This window comes from Paractinoplanes aksuensis (assembly GCF_024137025.1).
GTDB classification, from domain to species: domain Bacteria; phylum Actinomycetota; class Actinomycetes; order Mycobacteriales; family Micromonosporaceae; genus Actinoplanes; species Actinoplanes aksuensis.
Map to the genome: position 1 here is coordinate 32,749 of NZ_JAMYJR010000006.1, position 21,393 is coordinate 54,141.

At 71.8% G+C, this 21,393-nt stretch carries 16 protein-coding genes; 12 read left to right on the forward strand and 4 right to left on the reverse strand.

Annotation, left to right across the window (positions count from 1 at the left end):
* The first annotated feature begins 22 nt into the window (after positions 1 to 22).
* Positions 23 to 1,015, forward strand: coding sequence for an ATP-binding cassette domain-containing protein (locus M1L60_RS07735; RefSeq protein WP_253236622.1), 993 nt, complete (start codon positions 23 to 25; stop codon positions 1,013 to 1,015).
* Positions 1,012 to 1,839, forward strand: a complete 828-nt coding sequence (locus tag M1L60_RS07740) for an ABC transporter permease (protein WP_253236623.1) — start codon at positions 1,012 to 1,014, stop codon at positions 1,837 to 1,839. Before M1L60_RS07735 ends, M1L60_RS07740 begins: the two co-directional genes overlap by 4 nt.
* On the opposite strand, the gene M1L60_RS07745 is transcribed toward M1L60_RS07740, so the two are convergent.
* Positions 1,821 to 5,432, reverse strand: coding sequence for an AfsR/SARP family transcriptional regulator (locus M1L60_RS07745; RefSeq protein ID WP_253236624.1), 3,612 nt, complete (start codon positions 5,430 to 5,432; stop codon positions 1,821 to 1,823). The two genes, M1L60_RS07740 and M1L60_RS07745, sit on opposite strands and share 19 nt — an antisense overlap.
* Positions 5,433 to 6,012: 580 nt before the next feature.
* Here M1L60_RS07745 and M1L60_RS07750 point away from each other — a divergent pair.
* From M1L60_RS07750 to M1L60_RS07770, 5 genes are all read left to right on the forward strand, one after another.
* The gene (locus tag M1L60_RS07750; protein WP_253236625.1) at positions 6,013 to 7,008 is read left to right on the forward strand and encodes a Bug family tripartite tricarboxylate transporter substrate binding protein; all 996 of its coding nucleotides are present in this window, start codon (positions 6,013 to 6,015) and stop codon (positions 7,006 to 7,008) included.
* Positions 7,005 to 7,502: a tripartite tricarboxylate transporter TctB family protein gene (locus tag M1L60_RS07755; protein ID WP_253236626.1), complete on the forward strand. Its 498-nt coding sequence runs from the start codon at positions 7,005 to 7,007 to the stop codon at positions 7,500 to 7,502. Before M1L60_RS07750 ends, M1L60_RS07755 begins: the two co-directional genes overlap by 4 nt.
* 1 nt (position 7,503) lies before the next feature.
* Complete coding sequence (locus tag M1L60_RS07760; protein ID WP_253236627.1) at positions 7,504 to 9,012, forward strand: tripartite tricarboxylate transporter permease; 1,509 nt, start codon at positions 7,504 to 7,506, stop codon at positions 9,010 to 9,012.
* A gap of 61 nt (positions 9,013 to 9,073) precedes the next feature.
* Positions 9,074 to 10,315: an SGNH/GDSL hydrolase family protein gene (locus M1L60_RS07765; RefSeq protein ID WP_253236628.1), complete on the forward strand. Its 1,242-nt coding sequence runs from the start codon at positions 9,074 to 9,076 to the stop codon at positions 10,313 to 10,315.
* Positions 10,316 to 10,364: 49 nt separating this feature from the next.
* Positions 10,365 to 11,189 (forward strand): alpha/beta fold hydrolase, encoded by an 825-nt coding sequence (locus tag M1L60_RS07770; protein ID WP_253236629.1) that lies wholly within the window; start codon positions 10,365 to 10,367, stop codon positions 11,187 to 11,189.
* On the opposite strand, the gene M1L60_RS07775 is transcribed toward M1L60_RS07770, so the two are convergent.
* Positions 11,154 to 11,987, reverse strand: coding sequence for an alpha/beta fold hydrolase (locus M1L60_RS07775; RefSeq protein ID WP_253236630.1), 834 nt, complete (start codon positions 11,985 to 11,987; stop codon positions 11,154 to 11,156). The genes M1L60_RS07770 and M1L60_RS07775 overlap by 36 nt on opposite strands.
* A gap of 114 nt (positions 11,988 to 12,101) precedes the next feature.
* The gene (locus M1L60_RS07780) at positions 12,102 to 12,923 is read right to left on the reverse strand and encodes an enoyl-CoA hydratase/isomerase family protein (RefSeq protein ID WP_253236631.1); all 822 of its coding nucleotides are present in this window, start codon (positions 12,921 to 12,923) and stop codon (positions 12,102 to 12,104) included.
* Positions 12,924 to 13,018: 95 nt separating this feature from the next.
* Between M1L60_RS07780 and M1L60_RS07785 the strand changes: the two genes are divergently transcribed.
* Both M1L60_RS07785 and M1L60_RS07790 read left to right on the forward strand, forming a co-directional pair.
* Positions 13,019 to 13,762 (forward strand): ABC transporter ATP-binding protein, encoded by a 744-nt coding sequence (locus tag M1L60_RS07785; RefSeq protein ID WP_253236632.1) that lies wholly within the window; start codon positions 13,019 to 13,021, stop codon positions 13,760 to 13,762.
* Between the two features lie 53 nt (positions 13,763 to 13,815).
* Complete coding sequence (locus M1L60_RS07790; protein ID WP_253236633.1) at positions 13,816 to 15,726, forward strand: hypothetical protein; 1,911 nt, start codon at positions 13,816 to 13,818, stop codon at positions 15,724 to 15,726.
* A 468-nt stretch (positions 15,727 to 16,194) separates the two neighbouring features.
* Here M1L60_RS07790 and M1L60_RS47735 read toward each other — a convergent pair whose 3' ends face one another.
* Positions 16,195 to 17,106, reverse strand: a complete 912-nt coding sequence (locus M1L60_RS47735) for a TetR/AcrR family transcriptional regulator (protein WP_308208436.1) — start codon at positions 17,104 to 17,106, stop codon at positions 16,195 to 16,197.
* A gap of 54 nt (positions 17,107 to 17,160) precedes the next feature.
* Here M1L60_RS47735 and M1L60_RS07800 point away from each other — a divergent pair, with 54 nt between their 5' ends.
* The 3 genes from M1L60_RS07800 (at position 17,161) to M1L60_RS07810 (ending at position 21,391) form a co-directional block, all read left to right on the forward strand.
* Positions 17,161 to 17,895 (forward strand): ABC transporter ATP-binding protein, encoded by a 735-nt coding sequence (locus tag M1L60_RS07800; RefSeq protein WP_253236635.1) that lies wholly within the window; start codon positions 17,161 to 17,163, stop codon positions 17,893 to 17,895.
* Complete coding sequence (locus M1L60_RS07805) at positions 17,892 to 19,190, forward strand: FtsX-like permease family protein (RefSeq protein ID WP_253236636.1); 1,299 nt, start codon at positions 17,892 to 17,894, stop codon at positions 19,188 to 19,190. The genes M1L60_RS07800 and M1L60_RS07805 overlap by 4 nt, the downstream gene beginning before the upstream one ends.
* A gap of 320 nt (positions 19,191 to 19,510) precedes the next feature.
* A complete protein-coding gene (locus M1L60_RS07810) occupies positions 19,511 to 21,391 on the forward strand; it encodes an elongation factor G (protein ID WP_253236637.1) in 1,881 nt (626 codons plus the stop codon).
* Positions 21,392 to 21,393 lie beyond the last annotated feature (2 nt).

The following is a 21,393-nucleotide window of genomic DNA, read 5'->3' on the forward strand; positions in this document are numbered from 1 at the left end:
CTCGCGACGGGAGGAAAGTGACATGAGTGACCTCGTGGTGCGCGCGGAGGGACTCCGCAAGCGCTTCGGAAAGACCCAGGCACTCGACGGGGTGGACCTCGCGATGCGCCGGGGCACGGTGCTCGGCGTGCTCGGGCCGAACGGCGCCGGCAAGACCACGGCCGTGCGTGTGCTGGCCACGCTGCTGCGGCCGGACGAGGGCCGGGCCGAGGTGGCCGGCATCGACGTGCTCAAGGAGCCGGCCCGGGTCCGCCGGCGGATCGGCCTGACCGGCCAGTACGCCAGCGTCGACGAGGATCTGACCGGCACCCAGAACCTGGTGCTGATCGGCCGGCTGCTCGACCTGACGACCCGTGACGCCAAGAAGCGGGCGGCCGAACTGCTCGAGTGGTTCGACCTGACCGAGGCCGCGGGCCGGATGGCCAAGACCTATTCCGGCGGCATGCGGCGCCGTCTCGACCTCGCGGCCAGCCTCGTCGGCCACCCCGAGGTGATTTTCCTGGACGAGCCGACGACCGGCCTCGACCCGGCCAAGCGCGAGGACATGTGGGGCGTCGTGCGCACCCAGGTCACGCAGGGCTCGAGCGTGCTGCTCACGACGCAGTACCTCGAGGAGGCCGACGCGCTGGCCGACGAGATCGTGGTGATCAACCACGGCAAGGTGATCGCCCACGACACCCCCGACGGGCTCAAGCGCCGCGTCGGTGGCCTCACCCTGAGCGTCCGCCCGGCCGACCCGGCCAAGGTGCCCGACACGCTGCGCGTGCTGGACGCGGTGGCCGCCCCCGGCACCAGCGCGTCGGCCGAGACGGCCGCGGGCGCCCGCCCCGGCGCCGTCAGCGTGCCCGTGACCAGCGACCTGGCCCTCGACGAGGCTGTGCCGGCGCTGCGCCGGGCCGGCGTCGAGGTCATCGACTTCGGCCTGCACCTGCCCAGCCTTGACGAGGTGTTCCACGCCCTCACCGAGGGCACCCCCGCGCCCGCCGCGTCGACCAAGGAGAACGAGCTCGTATGACCACCCTCGACGTACCCACCCGCGGCTTCACCGGCGACATCGACCGTCCACGCGGCGGCGCGCTAGCGGCATTAGTGCGCCACAGCGTGGCGCTGGCCCGGCGCAGTCTGATCAAGACATTGCGTACGCCCGAAGCGCTGATCGACGTGACCGTGCAGCCAGTGATCTTCCTGCTGCTGTTCACCTACCTGTTCGGCGGGGCCATCGGGGCCGGCGACCGCGGCGCGTACCTGCAGTTCCTGCTGCCCGGTCTGCTGGCCCAGTCGCTGGCGCTGGGCGGCATCGCGCTCGGCCAGAACCTGAACGCCGACATCGAGAAGGGTGTCTTCGACCGCTTCCGCTCGCTGCCCGTGGCCCGGTCGGCGCCCCTGGTCGGCGCGGTCTCGGCCGACATCGTGCGCTACCTGACGGTCTGCGTGTTCATGCTGGGCTTCGGCACGCTGATGGGCTTCCGGGTCGAGACCGGCTTCGTGCCGACGGTGGCCGCGGTGGCGTTGTCCATCGGCTTCGGCCTGTGCTTCTGCTGGATCTCGGTCTGGGTCGGCATGCTGGTCCGCACCCCGGGCGCCGTACAGGGAGTGATGTTCCTGCTGATCTTCCCACTGTCCTTCGGCAGCAACGTCTTCGTGCAGACCAGCACGCTGCCCGGCTGGCTGCAGGCCTTCGTGTCGGTCAACCCGATCACCCCGCTGGTCTCGACCATCCGCGGCCTGCTGATCGGCGGCCCGGTGGCCCACAACCTGACGGTCACCCTGGCCTGGATGGCCGGCCTGCTGGTGGTCTTCGTGCCGCTGGCCCTGCGCGCCTACGCCCGGCGGGCCTGACCCTCGGGCAGCTCCATCAGGCGAGCCGGATCGACCTGGACGGTGGCGCTCTTGCCGTCCAGGTCGAAACCCGTCCCGTACGCCCGGGCGAAGCCCTCCTCGCCCAGTGCGGCCCGGGTCTTGGCGGTCAGGGTGCGGATGTTCGGGTCGCTGCGGTCGTGGGCGCCGCGCAGGCGGGCGGCCGCACCGAGCAGGCGAGCGGCCTCGTACGGGTGCTCCTGGCGCTCGGCGAGACCGGCCGCGGTCACCGCCACCAGGGCCAGGATCGGCTTGTCGCGGCTCTCCACGGCCGCGGTGTAGGCGCCGGTGAGGGCGCGCTGGGCGCCGGCCAGGTCACCCAGTTCCAGGGCGAGGGCGGCCCGCACGCTGCCCGCGATGGCCCGTCCGTGATCGCCGGCGAACAGTGGGTCGGCTGCCATCTCGGCCTCGGCCAGATCGATCAGCTCGCGGGCCCGGCTCAGGTCGCCCAGGCGCACCCACATGCCGGCCTCGAGCGCGTTGAGCAGCACGATCATCTCGGGCGCGGCCGCGTTCAGCGCCCGCTCGCGCAACGAGATCAGCATGGCGATGGCCTGATCCTCGTTGCCCTGGCGCATGTGCAGGTCGATCCAGCGCAGGTCGATGAACAACTCGTCGTTGAGGTTGAGCGACCCGAACTGCCGGGCCAGCGTGCGGGCCTGATCCAGGTCGGCCAGCGCGCCCTCCGGGTCGCCGTCGTACTGGCGCAGCAGGGCCCGCATCGGCAGTGCCGTCGCCTGGCCCCACCGGTCGCCGACGTTCCCGAAACACTTCAGGGCGGCCGCCACGTGGACGGCGACCTGCTCGATGTCGCCGTCGTTCTCGGCGAACTGGGCCCGGAACAAGTGGGCCAGACCGGCCAGCCAGACGTCGGACCCCGTGGTCAGGCGGTCGATGACGGCCAGCGACGCCTCGTCCTCCTGCAGGAAGAACAGGGTCAGCGCGGTCAGCGCGCCGGCCAGGCCGGGCAGCGCCGGATAGCTCAGCAGGCGGTCCTTCAGCGCCCGCAGCTCGGCCTCGCTCTTCTCGACGGCCTCGGGCGTCATCGCCGAGCGTGCGCTGACCCGGTTGAGCAGCAGGAACGCCTCGGCACAGTCGCGGCGCAGCGAGGGTCCGACGGCCGGGACGGCCAGCGCCTCGGCCAGCCAGTAGGTCGCGTCGTTGTGCCGCCCGAACATCTGCCAGAACCAGGCCAGGTTCATCGCGAGCCCGACCGCGCCCCGCTCGTCGCCCACGTCGCACAGGTGCCGCAGCGCGGCCAGGGCGTTGTCGTACTCGGCGCTGAGTTCGCGCAGCGCGCGCAGCTGGTGGTGGCCGCGCAACTCGGGGTCGAGACGGGCGATCAGCGCGGCCAGATGACGAGCGGCCAGACCCCGTACGGCGTTCAGCTCGGACTGCTCGGCCAAGCGCTCGGTGCCGTACTCACGCAGGGTTTCCAACATTCGGTAACGCCCCGGTTCGGGCGCGAGTTGCAGCAGCGAACGGTCGACGAGCGCCCCGAGCAGGTCCGGAATGTCGGCCGGGCCGACCGACGTGCCGGAACAGACCGCGGCCGCCGTGGCCGAGGTGACGCCACCGGGCAGCACGGAGACGCGCTCGGCCACGACGCGTTCGTCGGCGCCGAGCAGATCCCAGCTCCAGGCGATCACGGCACGTAACGTGCGGTGGCGCGGGTTGGCGGTGCGGTGACCGGTGGTGAGCAGCCGGAACCGGTCGGACAGCCCGGTCGTGAGCTCGGCCAGCGACAGGGTGCGCAGCCGCGCCGCGGCCAGTTCGAGCGCCAGCGGCAGCCCGTCGAGGCCCCGCACGACCCGCACGATGTCGTCCCGGGTGTGCTCGTCAACATCAAATTTCGGGCGTACGGCGGCCGCCCGCTCGACGAAGAGGCGGACCGACGCCGTACGCCGAACCTGCCCGACATCGTCACCCGGAGTGGGCAGAGTCAACGGCCCGAGCGGAACCAGCGCCTCCCCGTCGACGGCCAGCGGCTCGCGGCTGGTGGCCAGCACGGTCAGCCCCGGACAGCGCGGCAGCAGGGCCGCCAGCAGATGGGCCACGGCGTCGATGAGGTGTTCGCAGTTGTCGGCGATGAGCAGGCATTCGCGGCCGCTGAGCTGCTCGACGAGGACGTCGAGTTCGGCGCTCTGGGCCTGCATCCGGGCCGACAGCTCGAACAGCGCGGAACCCCGCAGCCCGACCGCGGTGAGCAGGGCCGCTCCCACCTTGGCCGGCTCGGTGACGGCGGCCAGGTCGATCAGCCACGTGCCGTCGCGGTACTCGTGCCGCCGGCGCCGCCCGGCCTCGATCGACAGCCGCGTCTTACCCGCCCCACCCGGCCCGACGATCGTGACCAGCCGCCCGGCCGCCAGCAACGTGTCGATCCGAGCCAGATCGTCATCCCGTCCGACAAAACTGGTGAGCGGCGCCGGCAGATTGCTCGGCGGCAGCGCACCGCCCCTGTCACCCGGAGCACCCCGCGCCGGTCCGGCCGGATCGGTAGTAGGCGCGGTGTCAGTGGGCCCGGCGCTGCGGCCTGGAGCGACTTCGGCGGGCCCGGCAGTGGTTGGCGGGGTTACGGCCGATCCAGCTGTGGCCGGCCCATGAGCGGCGGCCGCGGTTGTGGCCGGCCCGGGTGCGGTTGCCGCCGACGTGACACGTCCAGGTGCGGCGGCCGCGGATGCAGCTGGCGTAGCCGCGGCCGGCGCGGATGCAGGTGTGGCTGGTCCGGCTGTGGCCGGCTTGGCTCCGGTCCGACGGCCGGCGGCCGTGACGCCGGGGGTGGAGCTGTGCGGGATCGCGGTTTCCAGGTCGCTCGGGGAGCGGAGCAGGCGCAAGTGGCGTTCGCGGAGGGCGGTTCCAGGGTCGGCTCCGAGCCGGTCGGCGAGGATTCCGCGGATCGACTCGTAGACGCCGAGCGCTTCGGCCTGCCGCCCCTGAGCCGCGAGAGCGTCCATGAGCAGGGCCGCCGCCCGCTCGTCGACCGGCTCCTCGGCCAACAGAGACGTGAGCCGAGCGGCAGCGTCCCCGGCCTGCCCGAGCGCGAGTTCGGCCTCGGCCAGATCGGCCACTGCCTCGACCGAAGCCCGCCGGAGCCGGGTCGCCGTGGCCGGAGCCACCGCCGCCACCGTGGCCGGCTCAGCCGCGACGGGCCCGAGCCAGAGATCCAAGGCCTCGACCAGCAAGCTCACGGCGGCCTGCGGCTCACCGACCCGCAGCTTCTCCCGCCCGCCGGCAACCAGCCGCTCGAAGCGAAGCGAGTCGACGTCATCCGGGCTCACATCGAGCCGGTAGCCACCCTCGACCGGCACCACGGCCCCGGCCGCCCCGAGCATCTTCCGCAGCCGTGACACCAGCGACTGGAGCGCGTTGGCCGGTTCCCCCGGCCGCCCGTCGATCCAGACCGCGTCGACCAGTGCGCCCGCATCGACCGGGCGCCCACCGGCCAGCGCGAGCCGCACCAGCAGGGCCCGGACCCGCGCACCGGGAATGGCGACCACGGCCCCGCCGCAGCTCACCCGCAAGGCGCCGAGCAGCGTCACCCGCAGCCGCGTCGCCGAGTCCCCGTCCCCGCCCACACCCCTGATCCTGCCGCGCTGAGCCCCCGAACCCAAACGACACCCCCAGCACCCCACAGCCCTCACACAGCTGGACGGCCCTCAGTCCGCCTTCGCCAACCGCTAATCGCCTATCGATAGCCGATTGCCGCCCAGCGGTCGACCTCTCCGGCTGACTGCGGACCGCCAGTCGGGGCGCACGGACTCTTGGGGCCGGCCACGACGTCAATAACTTCCACGACCGTCGCAGCGGCCTGAGCAGGGTTCAGCCCTCGGGTGTCGCGGAGCGGACGAGCTGGGCTGGCCGCACGCGCGCCGCCTATCGCTCATCGCCTATCGATTGCCGATTGCCAGTTGACGTCGGTCTGCTCATCGCGCGCTGCCCCGGCTCACTGAGGTCGGTGATCGCCTAACGCTGATCATGCGTCGTCGGCTGCGCAGCTCAGGGCGGTCGCGGGGTGCTCGTTGCGCGGTGCTGGGTGGGCGGTTGTTTCGGTGGGGTGGAGGGAAAGTCGTGTGCGGGGCGATTGACTTAAAGATCCAGGTAGCTGAATCTATGGGGAGTGTCGGGCGGAACGTCACGAAAGCGTGGTGAGGACCGATGCGGTACACCTGGCGACCCGCCGCCGCGGGGCCGTTCGTGGCTGCTGCGGTGGCAACGCTGCTGCTCATCGCGTCGCTCGTGTGGGGTGGTGACGACGACGCGGGCTTCCTCAACGGACGCCAGCTGCGGCTGATGGCCCCGGCTGCCCCGGGCGGCGGCTGGGATCAGACCGCGCGCGAGATGCAGGCCGCCCTGCGCGGCGAGGTCGGCCGCACCGAGGTCTACAACGTGGCCGGCGCGGGCGGGACGATCGGGCTCAGCCAGTTCGTGCGCCACGACGGGGATGCCACCCAGCTCATGGTGATGGGCCTGGTCATGGTGGGGGCGATCAAGAGCAATGACTCACCGGTGGCGCTCGACCAGACCACGCCGCTGGCCCGGCTGCTCACCGACTACGAGGTGATCGTGGTGCCGGCCGATTCGCCCGTGAAGGGCATGTCAGACCTGGTGGCGGCCATGAAGGACGACGTCGGCAAGGTCAGCTGGGCCGGTGGTTCGGCCGGCGGGATCGAGCAGATTCTGGCGGGGCTGGTGGCCGACGCGGTCGGTGCGGATCCGGCCGAGGTCAACTACGTGGCGCACTCCGGTGGTGGGGAGGCGCTGTCCACGCTGCTGTCGGGGCGGGCCACCGCGGGCGTCTCGGGGGTCTCCGAGCTGGTGGGGCAGATCAAGGCGGGCACCATCCGGCCGATCGCCGTCTCCAGCCCGCAGCGCCTGCCCAACCTGCCTGATGTGCCCACCCTCAAGGAGCAGGGGGTCGATGTGGAGCTGGCGAACTGGCGCGGGGTGGTCGCGCCGCCGGGCATCAGCGCCGACGACGAGCGCCAGCTGGAAGACCTGCTCGTCCGGATGACCCGCACCGACGCCTGGCGCGAGACGCTGGAGCGCCGTGGCTGGTCGGACGCCACCCTGACCGGCGACCAGTTCGAGCAGTACCTGGCCGGCGAGCGCCGCACGGTCACGGATGTGCTGGTCAAGATGGGCCTGGCATGACCGATATCGAGGAGGGGCGGCCGCTTCCGGAGACGCCTGAGGTCGCGCACCGGGAAGCGCGGGCGGCGGGGGCGCTGGGCGTGCTGATGGTCGTGGCTGCCGTGGTCGTGCTGGTCGACGCGGCCCGGCTGCGGGACTCCGACGAGGCGCTCGGACCGGCCGCCGCGCCCACGCTGCTCGGCGTCCTGCTGGGCCTCATCGGTGGGGCTCTGGCCTTTCAGTCGCGCCATTTCCTGCGTACGCCGGAACGGCCCCACCGGCGCCTCTGGCGCCTGGCGGCCCTGGTCGCGGGCCTGGTCGCGTTCGCTCTGCTGCTGCCGATCATGGGGTACGTGGTGAGCAGCGCCGGCCTCTTCACGGGGGCCGCCCTGCTGCTCGGGGCGCCGCACCCGGCCCGCGTGGCCGCCTACGGGTGGACGCTGGCCGTGATCGTCTTCCTGGTCTTCGACGTACTCATCGGGTTGTCCCTGCCGACCGGGCCGTGGGGGTTCTGACATGGGTGACCTGCTCAGCGGCTTCGCGGACGCGCTCACCCCGGGCAACCTGCTGTGGGCGTTCGTCGGCGTGACCATCGGCACCGCGGTCGGTGTGCTGCCGGGCATCGGCCCTGCGCTGACCGTCGCCCTGCTGTTGCCCGTCACGTTCCGGCTCGAACCCGCGGCCGCGCTCATCATGTTCGCCGGCATCTACTACGGCGGAATGTATGGCGGTTCTACAACCTCGATCCTGCTGAACACGCCCGGCGAAAGTGCCTCGGTCGCGACCGCGCTCGAAGGCAACAAGATGGCCCGGGCCGGTCGTGGCGCGGCCGCCCTGGCCACGGCCGCGCTCGGCAGCTTCGTGGCCGGCACGATCGGCACCATCGCCCTGTCCGCCGCGGCCCCGCTGGTGGCCGACATCGCCGTCAACTTCGGACCGCCGGAATACGTGGCGCTGATGGCCGTCGCCTTCGTGACGGTCAGCGCGCTGCTCGGCCCGAGCCTGCTCAAGGGCGCGGCCGGCCTGGTCATCGGGGCCACCATCGGCCTGGTCGGCATCGACACCCAGACCGGTCAGACGCGGCTGTCGTTCGGCCTGCCCTCGCTGTTCGACGGCATCGACGTCGTGATCGTCGTGGTGGCGTTGTTCGCGCTGGGCGAGACGTTCGCCCACCTGATCGCCGGTACCGGCGCGAGCCGGGTCGAACCGTTGCGCGGCCAGCCGATGCTCTCCCGCGAGGACTTCCGGCGGTCGTGGCCGGCCTGGCTGCGGGGGACGGCGCTCGGCTTCCCGATCGGCAGCCTGCCCGCGGGTGGGGCCGACGTGCCCACGTTCCTGAGCTACAGCATCGAGAAACGATTGTCGAAGCGGCCCGAGCAGTTCGGCCGCGGCGCGATCGAGGGGGTGGCCGGGCCCGAGGCGGCCAACAACGCGGCGGCGGCCGGGGTGCTCGTGCCGTTGCTGACCATCGGCCTGCCCACGTCGGCCACCGCGGCCGTCATCCTCACCGCCTTCCAGTCGTACGGTCTGCAGCCCGGCCCTCAGCTCTTCAGCGAGTCCGGGGACCTGGTGTGGGCGCTGATCGCCAGCCTCTACATCGGCAACGTGCTGCTGCTCGTGCTGAACCTGCCGCTGGCCAAGGTCTGGGTGCGGCTGCTCGGCATCCCGGCGTACGGGATCTATGCCGGTGTTCTGGTTTTCGCCTGCCTCGGCGCGTTCGCGGCCGGCGGCACGATCGCCGACCTGATCGTGCTGACCGTGCTCGGGTTGCTCGGCCTGCTGATGCGCGAGGCCGGCGTGCCGGTGGCGCCGGCCGTGGTCGGGCTGATCCTGGCCCCGCTGGCCGAGCAGCAGCTGCGCCGGGCCCTGGCTCTGTCCGAAGGGGACTGGTCGACGCTGGTCTCGTCGCCGCTCACCGTGGCTCTGTGGATCCTCGTCGTATTGGCCTTGGTGGCGCCGCCGCTGTTGTCCTGGCGACGCCGGCGAGTTTCACAAACCCTTGAAGAAACATCGACGACACATTGACGACTTCCGAAGTTGGTGATCGGATCGGAGTTCCGAAGATTATTCGGAACTGGAGGCCGCCTTGTCCCTGTGGCGTCGTTTCGCCGTGCCCGCCGCCCTCGCTCTCGTCGCGCTGACCGTCCCCGCCCTCCCCGCTCAGGCCGCCCTGCCCACCGCCGCCGTCGCGCTCGGCGACAGCTTCATCAGCGGTGAGGGCGCCGGCGCCTATCAGTCCGTCGTCGACGTGAACGGGCAGGCCCAGGCTTTCCCGGGCTGGTCGGCGGCAAACAGCAACGCCTTCTTCTGCCACCGCTCGGCCAACGCGTCGCTGCTGCGGGCCAGTCTGCCGGGCATTCAGGACAGGTTCAACCTGGCCTGCTCGGGCGGCCAGCCCCGCGACATCGCCAACGCGTCCAACACCCGCGAGAAGGGCCGCACGGTCGCCTCGCAACTCGCCCAGCTGCGGGCTGTCGGACAGACGCACGACATCGATCTGGTGCTGGTCGGGCTCGGTTCCAACAACAGCCAGTTCACATTTGGTGATGTTGCGGTCAAGTGCGCGAACCGCTTCGTGGCCGACGCGTGGACCGGGTGGTGGGAGTTCTGGGCCTACATCGGCGGGCCGGTGCCGCAGGCCCCGTGCGCCGCCGGCGATCTGGCCACCGCGGCCCAGTTGAGCGCGGCCCAGACCGAAACCCTTTCCGCCGTACGGGAAATCTTGCGCACTCTCGACGAGATCGACGCGGACGGCGTGCACCGGGTGGTGTTCCAGGACTACACGAATCCGCTGCCGACCGACCTCGAAAACAGCCTGTGGGAGGAGGACGGGCGAGCCGACGACCGGGACAAGTTCCGCGAGCTGGGCGCCGAACGGTATCGCGCCGGGTGCCCGATCCACCGCGCCAGCCTGGCCGCCGGGCACCTGTTCTCGGGCGGGCTCGGCACGCTGGTCTCGGGGGTGCACGGCTCACTGCGGGCTGAGTTCCCGAACGACGACCTGGTCTATCTGAACGTGCAGCGCGCGTTCGACGGCGCCCGGCTGTGCGAGCGTACGGGAAGCCCCGGGAACGCGCTGGCCACACCGATCCGCCTGATGGACGGGCCGACCGGAACGTTCCTGACCGACCTGGCCGGGCGCGACAAGATCGCCATCCAGCGGATCGCCAACTCGTGCGTCACCTACTTCCAGACGTGCCAGGAGTCGTGGCACCCGAACGCGGCCGGGCACGGCGTCCTCGGCCAGTGCTTGTCCGGAGCCGCGGTCACGGCCTCGCGCTCCGTCCAATGTGTGCGCGCGTCGAGCGGCGCGATATCCGTCAGCTGACCGGAAAATCCCGGCCGCGCGAACCGCGCGGCCGGGCTATCCTGCGCGGATGACGTTTGCCACCTCCGGCCGGCTGCGGCTGTGGACCGAGCGCATCGGCCCGCCCTCGCGGCCCGCGGTGCTGCTGATCGCGGGCGCGTCGGCCCAGGGCTTCACGATGCCCGACGCCCTGGTCGCCCGGCTGGTCGAGCGCGGGGCGCAGGTGATCCGCTACGACCACCGCGACACCGGGCGCTCCAGCACGGTCGACTTCGACCGCGACCCGTACGGGCTGACCGAGCTGGGGCACGACGCCGTGGCCGTCCTCGACGCGTACGGGCTCGACTCGGCCCACATCGTGGGCGGGTCGATGGGCGGGATGATCGCGCAGTGGCTGGGATTGCACGAGCCGGCCCGCGTACGCTCGCTGACCCTGCTCTCGACCAGCCCGGTGGGCATCGACCCGGCCGACTCACCGTTGCCGCCGCCGGCTCCGCATTTCCTGCAGTACGAGGCCGGGCCGCCCGGCGTCGAGTCCGACGTGGCCCTGTTCCGGCTGATGAACGGGGACGCCCGCCCGTTCGACGAACCGGCCACCCGGGCCATGCTGGAACGGTGCTGGGCCCGGGCGGCCGACCCGGCGGCCGCCCGCAACCACGGGCGGCTCGTCGAGCGGATGAGCCCGGACCTGCAGGTGCCGCTGTCGACGATCACCGCCCCGACGGTTGTGGTCCACGGCGACGTCGACCCGATCTATGCGCCGGCCCATGGCGAGGCGCTGGCCGCCGCCATTCCGGGCGCCCGCTTCGAGCTCGTGCCGGGCATGGGCCACGTCTACCTGTCACCCGGCCTGCCGGAGCTACTGGCCGATCTGGTGCCGCTGCGCGCCCGTTGACCAGGTCAGCGTCTTTCGCCAGTCGGTGGGGGAGGGGGTGTGGCCCGCGTCCTCGCTGATGCGCACCTCGGCGTCGGGCAGGCGGTCGGCGACCAATGGCGCGTCCGGCACAGCCCGGCCCGGGTCCTGGCGGCCGGCCCAGATCAGCACCCGGCCCGGCACCTCGCGCAGGCTGAACCCCCACGAGTGGACGTCGGTAGCGAGCCAGTCGCTGATCAGCCCCTTGGCGTTCTGGCGGGCCCCCTCCCGCTGCGCGTCCTCGGCCGGTCGCAGCCACGGGTCGTCGCCCGCGGCGAGCGCCTGCCGATGCTGTTGCAGCGGGTCCTCGGCGTACCACTGGGCCGCCCGCGACACGTAGGAGCGGCCGGCCCCCGGCACGAACCGCAGCCGCCAGGTCTGCCAGAGCTGCCGCCCCCGCACGGTGCCCAGCTCCCGATAGGGCCCGGTCAGCGCGACCGCCGCCACCCCGGTGAGCCGGGACGCCAGCCGAACCCCACAGGCCAGCGCGTACGGGGCTCCGCCGGAAAAACCGGCCACGCCGAAGCGCTCGACACCGAGTGAGGTCATCAGCGCCCCGACGTCGTCGGCCACGCCGAGCAGCGACGCCCGTTCCGCCGGGTCGGAGCGGCCGTAACCGGGCCGATCCATCGTGATCAGCCGGATGCCGCCCAGCGCCTGCTCGTCCGGCCGGCTCAGGCGCGAACCCGGGGTGCCGTGCAGGAACACCACCGGCATCCCCGCCGGGTCGCCGAACTCGGCCCAGCTCAGCACCCGCCCGCCCGGCAACACCAGATCCATGCTCGTCCCCACCTCACTGCCTCCGGGTGACATTGAAGCAGATCAATGTACGCCGGAGATCAGCCGGGTGCGCACGGCGGCGAGACGTGTCGGGGTCAGACCCGGGCCGTGAGGTTATCGCTGGGCGACGGCGGTTCCCAGTTCGGTCTCGACGCCGTCCGGCTGTTGCAGGCCGCGGTCGAAAAGCGACTTCACGAACGGGCGGTGCTGGGGGCGCCCGGCGGTGGAGAAGTAGGCCTTCAGGCCCGCGGCCAGTTCCGCGTCGGCGGGCAGGGTGGCCTGGTCGACCAGGGACTTGATGCCGGCCACGGCCACCCGGTCGAACGCGGCGATGCGCCGGGCGAACCTGTCGGTGAACGATGCGAGCTCGGCGTCGGGCACGACCCGGTTCACGTACCCGTAGTCGGCGGCCAGCGCCGCCACCAGGTCGTCGCCGCCGAGCAGGATCTCCAGGGCCCGGCCGCGACCGACCAAGCGGCCGAGGCGGGCCATCGCCCCGCCGCCCGGCACCGCGCCCACGCCGACCTCGAACTGGCCCAGCACGGCCTGCTCGGACGCGAAGCGGATGTCCATGGCCAGCGCGAACTCGCTACCCGCGCCGCGGGTGCGGCCGCGGATCTCGGCGATCGTGGCCACCGGCACCCGGCTCAGTCGGATGAAGTTGTCCACGTACGGATGCAGGCCGGTCGGACCGGGTGGCATCGCGGCGACCCGGGCGCCGTCGGCGAGAAAGTCCCAGTGGGCCATGAAGTAGCCCGGCGTCTCGCTGCGGAAGACGACGACCGTCAGGTCCGGGTCGGTCTCGATGTCACCGATCAGGGCGGCCAGCTGCTCGACCGTGTCCGGATCCATGAGGTTGACCGGGCCGTTGCCGAACGTGACGCGCCAGTAGGCGGGGCTGACCTTTGTCAGACGAAACTGTTGTGCGGCTGTCATACAAACCAGCGTCGCGGCCCGGTCGGCCCGACCGCGCCCGTACAAGTCACTGGTCAGCAGTTAAGGTCATCGACCGGGATGAACGGGGGCACGGGGTGGAAACAGCGGTCGAGATCCGCGGTCTGGTCAAGACATTCGGGCAATTCCGGGCGGTGGACGGGCTCGATCTGACGGTACGGACGGGCACCTGTCACGGGGTGGTCGGGCCGAACGGGGCCGGTAAGTCGACAACGCTCGGTATGACAGTCGGACTGATCACCCCCGATGCCGGGACGATCCGGCTCCTCGGGCACGAGGTCCGGGCGGCCCGGGCCCTCCTGGGTGTGCTGCCCGAAGGACTCGATCTGCCCGAGCGGCTGACCGGCGCCGAACTGCTGCGCTACACGGCGGGTCTGCGCGGCCTCGACCCGGCCGTCGCGAAGAACCGAAGCGCCGAACTGATCGAGGTGCTGGGCCTGACCAAGGGGGCCGGCACCCCGCTGGCCGACTGCTCCACCGGCACCCGCAAGAAGATCGGCCTGGCCCAGGCGCTCGTGCACGCGCCGCGGCTGCTGGTGCTCGACGAGCCGTTCGAGGCGGTCGACCCGGTCTCGGCGCTGGCGATCCGCCGCGTGCTGCAGCGCTTCGTGGCCGGCGGCGGCACCACTGTGCTGTCGACGCACTCGATGCTGCTGGTCGAGCAAATGTGTGACGATGTGACAGTCGTACACCGGGGCAAGGTTGTCGCGGCCGGCCCGGTGTCCGGGGTAGCGGCGGGGGGCACCCTGGAGGACCGCTTCGTCGAACTGGTCGGCGCCGACGTCGTCGGTGCGGGCTCGCTCGACTGGCTGACCCAATGACGCCCGCGGTTGCCGTGGTCACGCGGACGCGCTCCGTTTCTGTGGTCACGCAGATGCGCGCGACCATGTTCCGCCGCGCCCTGCGCGAACCCGGCCCGATCGTGGCCGCGATGATCGGCCTGCTCGCGGCCGGATGGCTGATCGTGTACGCCGTACGACCGTCGGCCAGCACCGAGACGCTGTCCATCCTGACCGGCAGTTGGGTGCTCGGCTGGATCGTGCTGCCGCTCCTGCTGGGCGGGGTCCGCGGCCGGGTCCGCCCGGTGCACCTGCGCCTCGAGTCGATCCCACCCGCGCCCGCCGCGTACGCCCTGCTGGTCGCGTCCGCGCTCGGCATCGGCCCGGCCGTCTCCCTGATCGCCCTGGCTGCGTTGCCGGCCCACGCCGCCCGCGACGGGTTCGGCCCCGCACTGATCGCCGCGGCCGGCGCGCTGCTGCTGTGGCTGCTCGGCCTGACCGGCTCAGCCATCGCCCTCGAGGCGGTCGGCAACGCGGCCGGTCCGGTCGGCGCCGCGCTCACCGGCGTCCTCACCGGCACGGCCATGGGCGTACTGGGCTCGGTCTGGGCCGTAGCCCCCTGGGCCGGCCTCCTGTTGATAACCGGCCCACCCGCCTCGGTCACGGCGGTGCTGCGCTGGACCCCCGGCTTCTGGCCGCTCGACGCCACGGCGATCCTGCTGCTGCCGCTGGCGCTGCTCGTCGGCGCAGCCTTCCTGGCGTACGCCTCCTTGGTCCGCCGCGTCCTGACCGGCGCCGCCCGCCCACGCTCCCGCCGCCCAGCCCCCGCCTCACCCGCCCACCCGGCGCCCGCCGCACCCGGCCGCGTGACCGGTTCGCCCGGCGCCGCGACCGGTTCGCCCGGCGGCGCGACCGGTTCGCCCGGCGGCGCGACCGGCTTGCCCGGCGGCGCGACCGGTTCGCCCGGCGCCGTGACCGCCTCGCCCGCCCGCGCGGCGACCGCCTCAGCCGGAGATTTCGCCCGCGGCCCGATCGCCGGCGTTCTGGGCCGCGAACGCCACACCTGGATACGCCATCCGCTTCGCTTGCAGTACCTGGCGTTCGCCCTCGTCTACGGCGTCCTGCTGGCCACCTTGCCGATGCTGTCCGACGTGGATCTGCTGGCCCCCTGGGCCGGCGTGCTCGTCGCCCTTTGGGCCGCCACAATGGCCGCAAGCCTGGTCGCCCTCGACGGCACCGCCCTGTGGCTACCCCTGACCGCCCCGCGCGGCGAACGCTCCGAGGTGCTGGGCCGAGCCTTCGCGTGGCTGCTCCTGGTCGCACCAGCCGGCATCCTGCTGACCGTCCTCGGCATCCTCATCACCCCCGACGCGAACACCGCCGGCGTCTTCGCCGCCGTTGCCGTCCTCCCGGCCGTCCTCGGCGCCGGGTCCGCGGTTCCGGTGTGGATATCCGTTTCCCGCGTACGCCCGGTAACCGACCCCCGCCACCCCACAGCCGCCGACAACCCCACCGACATCGTGAGCGTGCTGCTCGTCCTGCTCGCGCTGGTCGTGACCTCGGCCCCTGCTTTCAGCCTGTCGGTGTGGGGTCCACCGTGGTCCCGCTGGCCCGCCGTTGCCGTAGGCCTGCTCTGCGGCTTCGCCGCTTGGCGCGCCGCAGCCTGGGCTGCCACCGAGCGCCTGACCCGCCGCGGCACCGAGGTCCTGGCCGCAGCAGCCCAGACCACCGCCCTCCCCACAGCCCAGATCCCCTTGACCTGGGACACCGAGTGGGCCCGTACGCACAAAATCACGCTCGGCGCTCTAGCCCTGCTGACCCTGGGCTGGATCCCGGTCGTCCCCCAAGGCCTGATGGTCCTGGTCTTCGACATCAAAGGCGCCTGGATCCTCGCCTCCCACCTGACCGGCACTGCCCAAACCGCCACCGCCCTGTCGATGCTCGCCCTGGGCGGCACCCTCCTCCTGACCGGCCTGCTCCTGTGGGACCGCCGCGAACCAGCCTGACCCCAGCCCAACCGCGCCAGACTGTCAGACAGTCAGACAGTCATGCCCACATGAGCAGCCGGCACGGTGCGAACGCGCACCCACCACCAAGCCGGGCCTGCGTAAGAAGAGGTCCAAACTTCGTCCACAGCGCGGCAGCCAGACCCCGAACCCGCACGGGTTCCCCCACCTCGACGAGGCACGGAGAGAAGCGCCGACCACAACGGAAGGGCGAGGTGAAACCCCGCAAGGGTGGGGCCGAGGGTGGCCATGCAGGGCGCAGCTGCTTTTCAGCCCAGCATGGCCACCCTCGGCCCCACCCGTCCCGGCGCAGGCGGAAGGCCGGCCCGCAGAGGAGCCGCCCGACTCGGGACGGCCACCGGTATGCCGGACGGATTGCCGCCACGGGGAAACACCGCGGTCGAACCGCGCGGGGTCAGGCATCCAGCACCCGGTAGCGGGCGGCCAGCAACGGCAGTACCGCCGCCCTCAAGGCGAAAGTCCATCAAGCAACCGCTGCAACCCGAACTCCAGCAGCAGATCAAGAGTCAGCTCGCGATCATCCGATGCCATGAACCGCGCCATCAGGGGCAGTTTGCCGCCGGCCAGCACCTCGGCGAAGCGTTCACCCTGCGCAGCCATCCACTCGGCGTCGGTCATGCCGGTCTCCTGGACCGCCTGTGCTTCCTCCTCGAGGTTGACCGCCGTGCCGCGTACGTAGTTGGCGATCGTCACCGCGGCCCGGAACTGGGTGCTGATGTCGAGCCCGTGCCCCTCCAGCGCCCGCATGCACCACTCCGTGTGGGCCATAGCGTGAGGCGCCAACAACGGCCGGGTGAACGAAATGGCCTGTGCCAGCCAGGTGTGCCGCCGATACATCGACCACTGCAGCCGAGCCAGCGCCTCGACGCAGACCCGCCAATCGTCCCGTGACGGATCGAGCCGGGGCGGCGGCGGGTTGGCCGCCATGACCTTGTCCATCATGAGCAGCACGAGTTCTTCTTTGTCGGCCACATGCCGGTAGACCGACATCGTCGGGATGTCGAGCTCCCCGGCCAGTCGGCGCATCGAGAGCCCCGGCAACCCCTCCGCGTCGGCGATGGTGATGGCCGTCCGCACGACCAGGTCGCGATCCGGGGTGCCTCCCGGCGGTAGCGTCGCTCCAGCCACCACCGTTCCCACGCCCGGCTTTGCCCGCACCAATCCTTCCGTACGCAAATAGTTGATGACCTTGGTTGCCGTGGCCATCGCCACCCCGTATTCCGCCATGATCTGACGGGTCGACATGATGCGCTGCCCCGGCGGCGGTTCGCCCGCGGCTATGCGTTCGGCGATCTCAGCCGCGATCCGGCGGTAGACGGGAACCTGCACTAGTGCACCGTACCTCTCCGCACTACCCACAGTGGGGTGCTAGCACTACCGATTTCTAGGGTAGTGCGTTCGTACGGTGTATCCATGACAGACATCGTGAGCCTCGAGTCCCTCTACAAGACGTACGACGGCGGGGTGACCGCCCTCGACGGTGTGACCGCCACTTTTCCGGCCGGCAGCTTCACCGCCGTGATGGGCCCCTCGGGTTCTGGCAAGAGCACGCTGTTGCAGTGCGCGGCCGGCCTCGACCGCCCCACCGGTGGCCGCGTGTTCATCGACGGCGCCGAGCTGACCGCCACCAGCGACACCGCGATGACGAAGTTCCGCCGGACCCGGGTCGGCTTCGTCTTCCAGGATTACAACCTGCTCCCTGCGCTCACTGTCGAGCAGAACGTCGTGCTTCCGTTGCGGCTCGCCGGGCGCCGGGCCGACCGCCTTCGCGTACGCGAAATTCTGGACCGCCTCGGCCTGGGTGACCGCCTCGGCGAGTTGCCCGAGCGGCTGTCCGGCGGTCAGCGGCAGCGCGTCGCCATCGCCCGGGCGTTGGTGGCCGAGCCCGCCGTGATCTTCGCCGATGAGCCGACCGGTGCGCTCGACCTGCGCAGCGCCCGCGAGGTACTTACCTTGCTGCGGTCGATAGTGCACGAGCACGGCCGTACGGTCGTCATGGTCACGCACGACCCGGTCGCCGCCGCGTACGCGGATTCGGTGCTGTTCCTGGCCGACGGCCGGCTCGCCGGTTCGCTGCGCGCGCCCACCGCCGACGCCGTGGCCGAGCGCCTGGCCCACCTCGGCGACCGCGTGGGGGTGGCAGCATGATCGCCGTCGCGCTGCGCAACCTGCGTCACCGTCCCGGCGGTTTCATCGCCACGTTCCTGTCCGCTTTTCTGGGCGCGGCGCTCATCATGGCGTTCGCTTCGCTGATCGATACCGCTACCGGAGTGGACGCCGCGAGCAACGAGTCGCTCGTGACCACCGCCGGCGTCGGCGGCGGCTGGTGTCTCGTCATCGTCGCGTTCGCGGTGACGTCCACGCTCACGCTGGCCGTCCGGCAACGCGACCAGCAGATCGCCCTGCTGCGTTCGGTGGGTGCCACCGGCCCCCAGGTGCGCCGGATGATTGTGGGGGAGGCGCTCTTAGTAGCGCTTCTGGCCGCTGCCGTGGCTGTTCCCGTCGGGTGGTTGCTGGGCCGCGTGCTGGTCAAGCTGTTGCACAACACGGGTCAAGTCGCGTCCACAATCGACCCTGCGTTCGGAGTTACTGCCCTCAGCGCTGGTTTCGGAGTAACGCTACTTGGCTCACTGGCTGCGGCGTTCGCGACGGCCCGGCGTACGTCGGCTCACGGCCGCAAGAAGCAACGCCCCCTGCTGCGCCGGATCGGCGCCGGGCTGTTCCTGTTGATCGGCACGAACTGCGCGATCCTGACCGCCACGCTCATGGACGGCAAGGGCATCGACGCGATGCAGACCGCCGGTCAGGCCGGCATCTGGGCGTCGATCGGCCTGGCCCTGCTCGCACCCGAGCTGCTGCGCCTGGTCACGGCTGCTCTGGGTCCGGTCGTACGCCTTTTCGGTGCTCCCGGCGAACTCGCGCTCCGGGGCCCGCGACTCTCGGCGGCCGTGATGCCCGTGCTGCTGTTCACCGGCATCGCCACCGGAACGGTCTACATGCAGGGCATCGAGGACCGAGCCGCGGTCGGCCAGATCGAACCCGACTACGCCCAGGACATCCAGACGCTCAACTACGTGGTCGTCGGCATGATCACGCTCTTCGTGGCCATCATGCTGGTGAACACGCTGATCGCCGCGACCACCCACCGCCGCCGCGAGTTCGCCCAGCAGCGCCTGGCCGGCGCCACCCGGGGCCAGGTGACGGCCATGGTCGCCCTGGAAGGCGTCCTGATCACGGCCACCGGCGTACTCGGCGGCCTGCTCGCCTCCCTGTTCACCATCCTGCCGTTCGGCTCGGCCCGCGCCGACCGCATCTGGCCCGACGCCTCACCAGCCGCTTTCGGCATCGTCGCCGCGATCGCAGTGGTGCTCACGGCGTCCGCCGTGGTGCAGACCACCCGCCGTACGCTCCACGGCCCCGCCACCACCGCCGTCCGCGCCTGACTCCGACTGTCCACGAGTCAGCACCGGGTCGACCCGTCACCCACGGGCCGACCCGCTGCTGCGCCACCCCGCGTCTGCCCGGTGGGGGTCGCAGCGGGCGGAAAAGCGTTCGACAGCGGTGCAACCGGATCCGTACGGTTCTTCGCAGTTGATCGATAGTCGAGGGGAGGACGCCGTGCAGTTCCGCACCGCTCCTCTTCTCGTGTCTGGTGCGCCCAGCCTCGGCTGCGCCACCGAGGCTGGTCGTTCCTGCCCGCGTTCCTGACGACGCGGACGGGTGGGCGCTGTCCACCGCTGGAACTCCCGGAAGCCCGACTCTCATGCGAAACCTCGGCATCCTCGCCCACGTCGACGCGGGCAAGACCACCCTCACCGAACGCATCCTGTTCCTGACCGGCGCCACCTACAAACGCGGCGACGTGCAGGACGGCAACACCGTCACCGACTTCGATCCCCAGGAGCGCGAGCGTGGCATCACCATCTTCGCGGCCGCCGTCAGTTGCGACTGGAACGGTCACCGGCTCAACCTGATCGACACCCCGGGGCACGTCGACTTCACCGATGAGGTCGAGCGGTCCCTGCGCGTGCTGGACGGCGCGGTGGTCGTGCTCGACGGGGTGGCCGGGGTCGAACCGCAGAGCGAGGCCGTCTGGCGTCAGGCCGACCGGTACGGCGTGCCCCGGATCGTCTTCGTCAACAAGCTCGACCGGCCGGGGGCCGACCTCGACGCGGCCGTGCGCTCGCTGCGGGAGCGGCTCGGCGTCACCCCGCTCGTGGCCCAATCGCCTATCGATGGGGGCGTCGTCGACCTGGTCGGCCGGCGCACGCTCACGTGGCCCGACGGCGTGCTCCACGTGGCGCCCGGCGGCGATCCGATTGCCCGGCAACGGCTGGAGGAGGCCGTGGCCGAGCTGCACCCGGCCGCTCTCGAAGAGCTGGGCGCGATGTCGGACGAGACCCTGCGGACGGCCATGCGGGAACTGACGATCCAGAACAAGGCGGTGGTCGTGCTGTGCGGATCGGCCTATCGCGCAGTCGGCGTCGAACCACTGCTGGACGCGGTAATCGATTATCTGCCATCGCCTGTCGATCGCGGGGAGGCGCCGCTGGCCGCTCTTGTGTTCAAGGTGCAGACCGGTCGCCAGGGCCGGATGACGTTCGTCCGCGTCTACGACGGCACGCTGGCCAAGGGGGCCACGGTGTGGGACGCGGTCGAGGGCCGCGCCGAGCGGGTCGGGCGCATCCTGCGGGTGCAGGCCGACCGGCACACCGACGTCGACCGGGCCACCGCGGGCGACATCGTGGCTCTGGCCGGGCTCAAGGCGGCCCGGCCCGGCACCACGCTGTCGACGCGCGAGCATCCGGTCGTGCTCGAAGCTCCGGTGACGGCCGAGCCGCTCGTCTCGGTCGCGCTCGAGGGCCGGACCCGGGCCGACGCCCACCGGCTGCCCGGTGTGCTGGCCGCGCTGGTCGAGGAGAACCCGTCGCTTTCCGTACGCACGGACAGCGAATCGGGCCAGACGCTGCTCAGCGGGATGGGGGAACTGCAGGTGGAGGTGGCAGTGACCAGGTTGCGCGAGTCCGGGGTGGCCGTCACGGCCGGCCGGCCCCGGGTGGCGTACCGGGAAACCGTGGTTCGCGGCGTGACCGCGCTGACCTACCGGCACGTCAAGCAGGACGGTGGGGCCGGCCAGTTCGCGCAGGTCGTGCTGGACGTGCAGCCGCTCGACGGCGTCGGCTTCGAGTTCGCGTCCACGGTGACCGGCGGGCGCGTGCCGGCCGAGTACATCCGTGCGGTCGAGACGGGCTGCCGCGAGGCCCTGGCCCACGGTCCGCTGGCCGGTCACCCGGTCACCGGCCTGCGGGTCACCCTGACCGACGGCGCCACGCACGTGAAGGACTCGTCGGAGATGGCGTTCCGCGCGGCCGGCCGGTTCGGTCTGCGGGCGGCGCTCGAGGCGTGCGGGATGGCGGTGCTCGAACCGGTCGCGGACGTGACGGTCCACGCCCCGGCCGAGAGCCTGGGCGGGGTGCTCGGCGATCTGGCCGCCCGGCGCGGCCGGGTCACCGCGTCCAACGGCGAGTCGGTGACGGCGCTGGTGCCGTTGGCCGAGCTCTTCGGCTACGCGACCGACCTGCGCAGCCGTACGAGGGGCCGGGGCACCTTCTCGACCCGCCCGGCCGGCTACCGCCCGGCCTGACG

Excerpts from the sequence above, each read along its gene's own strand:
- M1L60_RS07735 (WP_253236622.1), top strand. The coding sequence starts at position 23 with ATGAGTGACCTCGTGGTGCGCGCGGAGGGACTCCGCAAGCGCTTCGGA.
- M1L60_RS07740 (WP_253236623.1), top strand. The coding sequence starts at position 1,012 with ATGACCACCCTCGACGTACCCACCCGCGGCTTCACCGGCGACATCGAC.
- M1L60_RS07750 (WP_253236625.1), top strand. The coding sequence starts at position 6,013 with ATGCGGTACACCTGGCGACCCGCCGCCGCGGGGCCGTTCGTGGCTGCT.
- M1L60_RS07755 (WP_253236626.1), top strand. The coding sequence starts at position 7,005 with ATGACCGATATCGAGGAGGGGCGGCCGCTTCCGGAGACGCCTGAGGTC.
- M1L60_RS07760 (WP_253236627.1), top strand. The coding sequence starts at position 7,504 with ATGGGTGACCTGCTCAGCGGCTTCGCGGACGCGCTCACCCCGGGCAAC.
- M1L60_RS07770 (WP_253236629.1), top strand. The coding sequence starts at position 10,365 with ATGACGTTTGCCACCTCCGGCCGGCTGCGGCTGTGGACCGAGCGCATC.
- M1L60_RS07775 (WP_253236630.1), bottom strand. The coding sequence starts at position 11,987 with ATGGATCTGGTGTTGCCGGGCGGGCGGGTGCTGAGCTGGGCCGAGTTC.
- M1L60_RS07780 (WP_253236631.1), bottom strand. The coding sequence starts at position 12,923 with ATGACAGCCGCACAACAGTTTCGTCTGACAAAGGTCAGCCCCGCCTAC.
- M1L60_RS07790 (WP_253236633.1), top strand. The coding sequence starts at position 13,816 with ATGCGCGCGACCATGTTCCGCCGCGCCCTGCGCGAACCCGGCCCGATC.
- M1L60_RS07800 (WP_253236635.1), top strand. The coding sequence starts at position 17,161 with ATGACAGACATCGTGAGCCTCGAGTCCCTCTACAAGACGTACGACGGC.
- M1L60_RS07805 (WP_253236636.1), top strand. The coding sequence starts at position 17,892 with ATGATCGCCGTCGCGCTGCGCAACCTGCGTCACCGTCCCGGCGGTTTC.
- M1L60_RS07810 (WP_253236637.1), top strand. The coding sequence starts at position 19,511 with ATGCGAAACCTCGGCATCCTCGCCCACGTCGACGCGGGCAAGACCACC.